Below are 6,035 nucleotides of genomic sequence, written 5' to 3'. Positions count from 1 at the left end.
TTCCCATCTTCCCCATGACTGCATCTCCATGTTCAGTTTAGGAAGAATAGGTCTTTCTTTGTTTTGTCTCCACCCTCTTAGGCCCTTGTGCTGATCGCCGACGCAATCAAGCATCGCATTGCCGATTACGACGGCGTGGTTACGAAGGCGGCAAAAGCGATCGGGCTGACAGAGGTTACCGTTTTGGGGGCGCTCGGTTTGGACCTGTCTGTCACCGGCCTACCATCGGGGGTCACGCTGACGCAGGCGCTCGAGGCGCTGCACGAGACAGCCAGGAAGCCGGTCCTGCTGATCGTGGATGAGGCGCGGCACGCTCTCACCACCGCGCCGGGGCTGGAGGCCATGTTTGGCCTGAAGGCCGCTCGCGATGCTATGAACCTGTCCGGAGCGGCTCCCAATCTGATGCTCGCGTTCACGGGCTCCAGCCGCGACAAACTCGATCACCTTGTGATGAATGCGAGGATGCCGTTCTATGGCTCACGCGTGACGCCCTTCCCCCTACTGGATCGCGAGTTCACCGACGAATACACGGCGAGCGTGAACCGTGTGCTCGCCGCCGACAATCAGTTGGACCCAGCCGCTGTCTACGAGGCCTTCGAGATGCTCGTGCATCGTCCCGAATTGCTCCGCAGCCTGATCGGCGAGATAGCACTCGCGCAGAACTCCCAGAACCTCAGCGAGCGGCTCAGGGATGATGCACATCTGGTCCAGGACCGGGTCTGGCAGGATGTCGAAAGCGACTACGATTCCCTAACGGAATGCGAGCATCGTTCGCGATGGACACGCATGACCGACTGTGTCCACGAGAGGAGCGTGGACACAGCGACTCAGTTGACCGAACCCGTTACAAGGTGGCTAATCCGCCGGCATCCGCTGGAATTCAAACGCTCAGTGGTCGAGCAGACATTCAAGCCAGGTGCCTCAGTTGCACGTGTCGCCCGTGACCACAAGGTGAACGCCAACCAGGTATGGGCATGGCTCCGGTTGTATGAGCCCGCGCGCAACGGCACGCCTACCGCCGACAACCCCGCCTATCTGCCGGCGCGCGCGATCCCCACACCAACGGCGCCGTGCCCCGTGTGCGACAAGGCCAGCTCCGTGGTGCCGGTTTTGTCATTGAAGCAGTCCCCGGCGGTCCAGAGCCTGCCCCGCCGCCATCAGATCGCCGACGGATGCTGCGCCAGCGGCGTGACCTGGACGGTCATGTAGGGAAACAGCGGCAGCGACGACAGCAGCGCGTGCAGTTCATCGTTGCTCTCCACATCGAAGATGCTGACGTTGGCGTAGTGGCCCACGACGCGCCACAGGTGAGGCCACTTCCCGGATTTCTGGATCTCGATGGCCCGCGCCTTCTCCGCGGTCTTGATGGCGTCGGCCCGCTCGGCCGGCAGGGAGTCGGGGATTTTCACGTCCATCTGTACGTGGTAAAGCATGGTGTCTCCTTGAAGGGTTGGTTGTAGGGTGGGCCCGACCGTGCGGTGCGCCGGCCGGGGCCCGCCCGGTAGTGGATAGCTGGGGCCGGTCCAGCTCAGCCCGCGCCGTCGCCGACCGTCTCGGTGCGGAAGGGCTTGAGCCGGCCGATGAAGGTCTTGCCGTGCTCGAACCAAATCTTGCGGGTGTCGGAAGCCATATAGGTGGCGTAGGCCGCTTCGTTCTCGAACCAGCATTCGCCGATGGCATCGACGTGGCCGATGCTAGGCCCGATGATCCTGCCCGACGACGTTGTTTAGGTATTTGACCTGCCGAATGAGGATGGGTGTCTCCCGTTCGGAGTTGATGCCATGTAGCGTGGCCAGGTTGGCCGTGCTGCCATCGATGATCACCGTATCGGGGGCACCGCTCTGGTCAATCGCCTTGTCGAAGAAGCGCCGCGCGGCGGCGTGGTCCCGATTGGCACGCAACAGAAAGTCCACGGTATTGCCATGCTTGTCTACCGCGCGATAGAGGTACTTCCATTGGCCCCGCACGAGGATATACGTTTCGTCCATGCGCCAACTTTTGCCCAATGGCCGCTTGCGCAGGCGGCACACCTTGTGCAGTGCCGGCAGTAGTTTGATCGTCCAGCGGTGCACGGTGGAATGATCCCCTGCGATGCCGCGCTCGGCCATCATCTGCTCAAGGTGGCGAAGACTGAGTCGGTGGGCCACATACTAGCGCACGCAAGTCAGCATGACCTCCAGCGGATAGTGCAGGCGCTTCAAGACCATCGCGACTTCCCAATTCATTGCCCGGCGTGGATCGCCCGCAGCAGCCAATCCGGCAGCGGCGCGACGCAGCGGCTTCCGCTTGCGCGCGCTCGGCCCGCCGCAGCGCCGCGCCCGGTTCGCCCCGCAGGCTGCCCTGCACCACCTGACCATCCACTAGCGCCCGCTGCGCCTCCCCCAACTGCTGATTAAGCATGTCGCGCTCGGCCTGCAGCCGCGCCTGTTCCTCGGCGCCGGCAACGGCGGCGTCCTGCGCGCGCCTGCACTGTCGCCAGTTCGGTGTGCAGGTCCGCCACCGCCTGCTCGCCCTTCTGGCGCAGCGTGCGCTCCTGGTCGATCTCGCGCAGGTGGCACTGGCCCGCTCCTGCGCCGCCGCCACCTGCTCGCGCGTGCGTTTCCAGCCCCGTCGAGAATTGGGTACGCAGCTCCTGCAACTGTCGCTCGAGCGCCTCGACCTGGCGTACGCCCTCCTCGTGGCACGCCCGCACGCTGGGCTGCGTCGAAGTCCGCCTCTACGGCGGCTTTCTCCTGCTCGGCCACGACCAACGCGGCCCGTGCCAGATCGACTGCACGGCGTCGGCGGCGATCGCCTTGAGCGCGTCCGGCAACTCGGGATGGTCGATGGTCACGCACATCTTGCCGCGCAGGTCCGCCCAGAACTGCGCCAGCACCTCCGTGGGCGTGCCGATGCTGCCCTTGCGCACCAGGCCGTAGAGCTTGTTGGCGGTGGGCGTGATCCCGTAGCGGAAGAACAGCAAGCCACAGACCTCGCGGTAGAGCGCGCGCGTCTCGGGGAACTGTGCACGCAGGGTTCCCACGTCGGCGGCGAGCGTGGCCTGCAGGGCGGCGCCGGGAGACGTGGATTCAGGGCTGGCAGTCATGCGGAACAAACCGCGCATCGCCCGCCGATAGAAAGCGCCATAGTAGGTTCACCAACCGCGGATGACCGAATTGGATTGCTCCGCAAGCTCAGCCAACGTCGCTGGACTTCGGCGCGACCACTGCCCCCCCCGCACTACCGCACGCATCCGCTTGAGCGCCTCGCCGCTTACCGCCGGCAGGAAACTGGTAAAGCGCCGGCCCTGCTGGCTCTGCGCTTCCCTGGGCCGGAACGTAAAGCCCAGAAACGTAAACTGCACGTTCGGATACGCCTTCTACGGTTGCTGTCCTTGCAGTACACGATCTTCGACTTCTCCGGATGCATGGTCAGCCCACATTCGCCCAGTCGTGAAGCAATGGCTTGCATCACGGCCCTCGCCTGTGCCTCCGTGCGGCAGTGAACCACCGCATCATCGGCGTAGCGTGCAAAGGGACATTGCGGATCAGGGCGAGCGTGTTGCGCTCGATCTCAGCCCAGACAGATCGTCCGAGATCCCCCAATGTCCGGTCGGCGGGAATCAGAATCCTTCGTTCATACAGCCAACAGTTCGCGTGCTGGAGCAGTTCGTCGAGCGTGAGCGATTCCGTGGCATCCTGGTGCATCCATGCCATGCTTCGAGGTCTGCCCTCTGGTCCGGGCCGATTGACTTCAAGCCCAAATACCCGCAGGCCCAGATCAGGTGGTCGTAGAGCGTCTTTCCGAAAGCGCTCAATGATCGCCGCGACGTCGCTGTCGGTCAGCGCGAAATACAGTTCCACATCGAATTCCAACAGCCGCATCGGCAACCGGTCACTTCCCACATAGCGAAATCCCAAGCCCGGCATCTCTTGCCCCCATCGAGATGGCACGATCCGAATCGCGGGCGGCTATGTTGCGCCCTCCTCTCATTCGCAGCGGCCAACAGGTGTGGGCTTGTCGGAAAGTGTTGTCGACAAAGGCTTTCGGGGAAACCGCCAGATTTTGCACGAAAAGTACGATTACCCCCTTTAGCGCGTCCGGGAGACCGCGCCAAACCGGGGGTGACTAAGCAGTAAGGCGGTGGTCTACCTCTCCGGCGATCGAGGGATACCATCGTTCAACATACGACCGTAGCTGGCGCGCATTTGAGGTGGCTCATTGGCCTCTCAGCGCTTGCCCGGTCGTTTGCCCCCGTTTTGGCGCGCTCTCCAACTACGACATGACGAAATGCACTATTATAAGCATCAACCGATGCTATAATTTGTGCCGATACTTTCGGAGGTTCCCATGCGTACGACTATTGCGCTTGATGACGACTTGATCGCCAAGGCTCAAGCCTATACGGGCCTGGAGGAAAAAACGGCACTTGTGCGCGAAGCACTAAAGGCCTTGATCCAGCGTGAAGCCGCGAAACGACTCGCGAATCTTGGCGGTAGCCAACCGGGCATCAAGGGGGCGCCGCGTCGCCGGCAGGTCGTCGAATGATTCTTGTCGACACGTCGGTCTGGATTGACCACATCAACGCTTCTGATCCTATGCTGATTAGCCTGCTTGCCGAGGAGCGTGTGCTGGCTCATCCATATGTGATAGGCGAGATTTCGCTCGGTAGTCTGCGTGACCGTGACGTCGTGCTTGGCGCGTTGCTCGATCTGCCGCGCGCGCTAGTTGCAACGCCGGAGGAGACCTTTTATCTGATCGAGCGCGAAGGTTTGTTCAATCGTGGAATCGGATATGTCGACACGTCACTGTTGGCGTCCGCGCGCCTACAACCAGGCATCACCATCTGGACGCGCGACAAGCGATTGAAGAAAGTTGCCGATGAACTCAATCTTGGCGCGGTGCTCGCGCACTAGATAACGGAAAGGTGATCGCCGTGATGGAGTAGCTGGCGCCCCAGCAGACGGGTGTGCGGCAGTGATCGACTAGAAAGGACGAACGATGAGCCTGCAGATTTCATCTGCGCCGCTTGATGCCGCCTCCAAGGCGATTCTTGCCAAGTTGGTTAGCAACGGCTGGAACAAGGCTGGTGTTCAATATGTTACGGACGAGAACGTCGTTTCGGCGGCCGAGTTTGCATACCTGCTGAAGCACGGCGCGGTAGAGCTGCGTACTGAGAATGGGGTGATGTTCGCTCCCATTCTCAACAGGTATGCCAAGCCGGCATTTGGTCCTGAGGTTTGAAAGATTGGATTCCAACTGAACATCGATCTCATGTAGGAAAAGCATGAAAATTCTTGCACATAGCCATACGTCTATTGTGGACCAGGCAGCCGGCGCCGTGGTACGCAGCGCGACCAACCACACGGTCGGCGCTCTGATGCGTGGTCACGGTTTGGTAGGCGTCATTGTCATCGCCATCGTGCTCATTTTGGGCGTTTGGGCCGTCAAGCAGCTGTTTTGAAGCGGAATAACAATGTCAGAGGGATTTCACGTACACGGTGCCCACGACCACGCGATTGAGCACGCGGCGGAAATCGGTCATGCCGACAGTTTTTCGGGACGTATTGCGGTGATGACAGCGATCCTGTCGACGGCTGGCGCGGTTTTCGGCTATCAGGGCGGGGCGAGCCAAAACGAAGCGCTGCTTCTGAAGAATGAGGCCGCTATTCACAAGACCGAAGCAGCCAACCAATGGGCCTACTACCAAGCGAAGGGACAGAAGCAAGCGATTGCTGAACTGATGGCACAGCTGCCCGGCGTGGATCAAGCCGCCGCCAATCGGGAGGCGCTGCGCTACGGGGCGGAGAAGGAGCAAATCCGGCAGAAGGCAGAGGCGCAAGAGCGAGCGGCTAGGGACGCTGACGAGGCCAGTGAGAATGCTGTCCACCATCATCACCGCTGGGCACAAGCCGTCGTAGCAGTTCAGGTTTCTATAGCCTTGGCGGCAATCACGCTGCTCACGCGGCGCCGATGGTTGCAGGTGGCATCGTACGGGGTAGGTGCGATTGGCGGTGTGCTGGCTGTCCTTTCAATGCTCCACATCTAGGAAAAAG

Annotated in this window: 12 protein-coding genes and 1 pseudogene; 6 read left to right on the top strand and 7 right to left on the bottom strand. The window is 61.4% G+C overall.

The features are described from left to right. Positions 1-87: 87 nt before the first annotated feature. Complete coding sequence (locus tag AC1RQC_RS29760) at positions 88-1,209, top strand: transposase (protein ID WP_492885479.1); 1,122 nt, start codon at positions 88-90, stop codon at positions 1,207-1,209. Here the strand turns inward: AC1RQC_RS29760 and catC are convergent. The 7 genes and pseudogenes from catC to AC1RQC_RS29725 all read right to left on the bottom strand — a co-directional run bounded on the left by catC (position 1,158) and on the right by AC1RQC_RS29725 (position 3,899). After that, the gene (catC, locus tag AC1RQC_RS29755) at positions 1,158-1,433 is read right to left on the bottom strand and encodes a muconolactone Delta-isomerase (protein ID WP_492885477.1); all 276 of its coding nucleotides are present in this window, start codon (positions 1,431-1,433) and stop codon (positions 1,158-1,160) included. The two genes, AC1RQC_RS29760 and catC, sit on opposite strands and share 52 nt — an antisense overlap. A gap of 95 nt (positions 1,434-1,528) precedes the next feature. Next, positions 1,529-1,693, bottom strand: coding sequence for an EthD domain-containing protein (locus tag AC1RQC_RS29750; RefSeq protein WP_492885487.1), 165 nt, complete (start codon positions 1,691-1,693; stop codon positions 1,529-1,531). A gap of 4 nt (positions 1,694-1,697) precedes the next feature. After that, a pseudogene (locus tag AC1RQC_RS29745) lies at positions 1,698-2,225 on the bottom strand (IS6 family transposase); the annotation flags it as partial. Between the two features lie 167 nt (positions 2,226-2,392). Then, positions 2,393-2,638 carry a hypothetical protein gene (locus AC1RQC_RS29740; protein WP_492885475.1) on the bottom strand — a complete coding sequence of 82 codons (246 nt, stop codon included), beginning with the start codon at positions 2,636-2,638 and terminating at the stop codon, positions 2,393-2,395. A gap of 78 nt (positions 2,639-2,716) precedes the next feature. Beyond that, the gene (locus AC1RQC_RS29735; protein WP_492885473.1) at positions 2,717-3,085 is read right to left on the bottom strand and encodes a DNA-binding protein; all 369 of its coding nucleotides are present in this window, start codon (positions 3,083-3,085) and stop codon (positions 2,717-2,719) included. Between the two features lie 167 nt (positions 3,086-3,252). Beyond that, positions 3,253-3,489 carry a hypothetical protein gene (locus tag AC1RQC_RS29730; protein ID WP_492885472.1) on the bottom strand — a complete coding sequence of 79 codons (237 nt, stop codon included), beginning with the start codon at positions 3,487-3,489 and terminating at the stop codon, positions 3,253-3,255. Beyond that, positions 3,450-3,899: a hypothetical protein gene (locus tag AC1RQC_RS29725; RefSeq protein WP_492885470.1), complete on the bottom strand. Its 450-nt coding sequence runs from the start codon at positions 3,897-3,899 to the stop codon at positions 3,450-3,452. Before AC1RQC_RS29725 ends, AC1RQC_RS29730 begins: the two co-directional genes overlap by 40 nt. 430 nt (positions 3,900-4,329) lie before the next feature. Here AC1RQC_RS29725 and AC1RQC_RS29720 point away from each other — a divergent pair, with 430 nt between their 5' ends. The 5 genes from AC1RQC_RS29720 to AC1RQC_RS29700 all read left to right on the top strand — a co-directional run bounded on the left by AC1RQC_RS29720 (position 4,330) and on the right by AC1RQC_RS29700 (position 6,028). Continuing rightward, a complete protein-coding gene (locus AC1RQC_RS29720) occupies positions 4,330-4,527 on the top strand; it encodes a type II toxin-antitoxin system VapB family antitoxin (protein WP_150992784.1) in 198 nt (65 codons plus the stop codon). After that, positions 4,524-4,895 carry a type II toxin-antitoxin system VapC family toxin gene (locus AC1RQC_RS29715; RefSeq protein ID WP_492814780.1) on the top strand — a complete coding sequence of 124 codons (372 nt, stop codon included), beginning with the start codon at positions 4,524-4,526 and terminating at the stop codon, positions 4,893-4,895. The genes AC1RQC_RS29720 and AC1RQC_RS29715 overlap by 4 nt, the downstream gene beginning before the upstream one ends. A gap of 85 nt (positions 4,896-4,980) precedes the next feature. Continuing rightward, complete coding sequence (locus AC1RQC_RS29710) at positions 4,981-5,223, top strand: hypothetical protein (RefSeq protein WP_492885468.1); 243 nt, start codon at positions 4,981-4,983, stop codon at positions 5,221-5,223. A gap of 43 nt (positions 5,224-5,266) precedes the next feature. Further along, positions 5,267-5,443: a hypothetical protein gene (locus AC1RQC_RS29705; protein WP_170302018.1), complete on the top strand. Its 177-nt coding sequence runs from the start codon at positions 5,267-5,269 to the stop codon at positions 5,441-5,443. 12 nt (positions 5,444-5,455) lie between these two features. Then, positions 5,456-6,028 carry a DUF4337 domain-containing protein gene (locus AC1RQC_RS29700; RefSeq protein WP_492885466.1) on the top strand — a complete coding sequence of 191 codons (573 nt, stop codon included), beginning with the start codon at positions 5,456-5,458 and terminating at the stop codon, positions 6,026-6,028. Positions 6,029-6,035 lie beyond the last annotated feature (7 nt).

It is taken from the genome of Cupriavidus sp. GW822-FHT03E04 (assembly GCF_058801495.1).
Note: the sequence above shows the minus strand (reverse complement) of the source record. Positions and strands in the feature narration are given on the sequence as shown.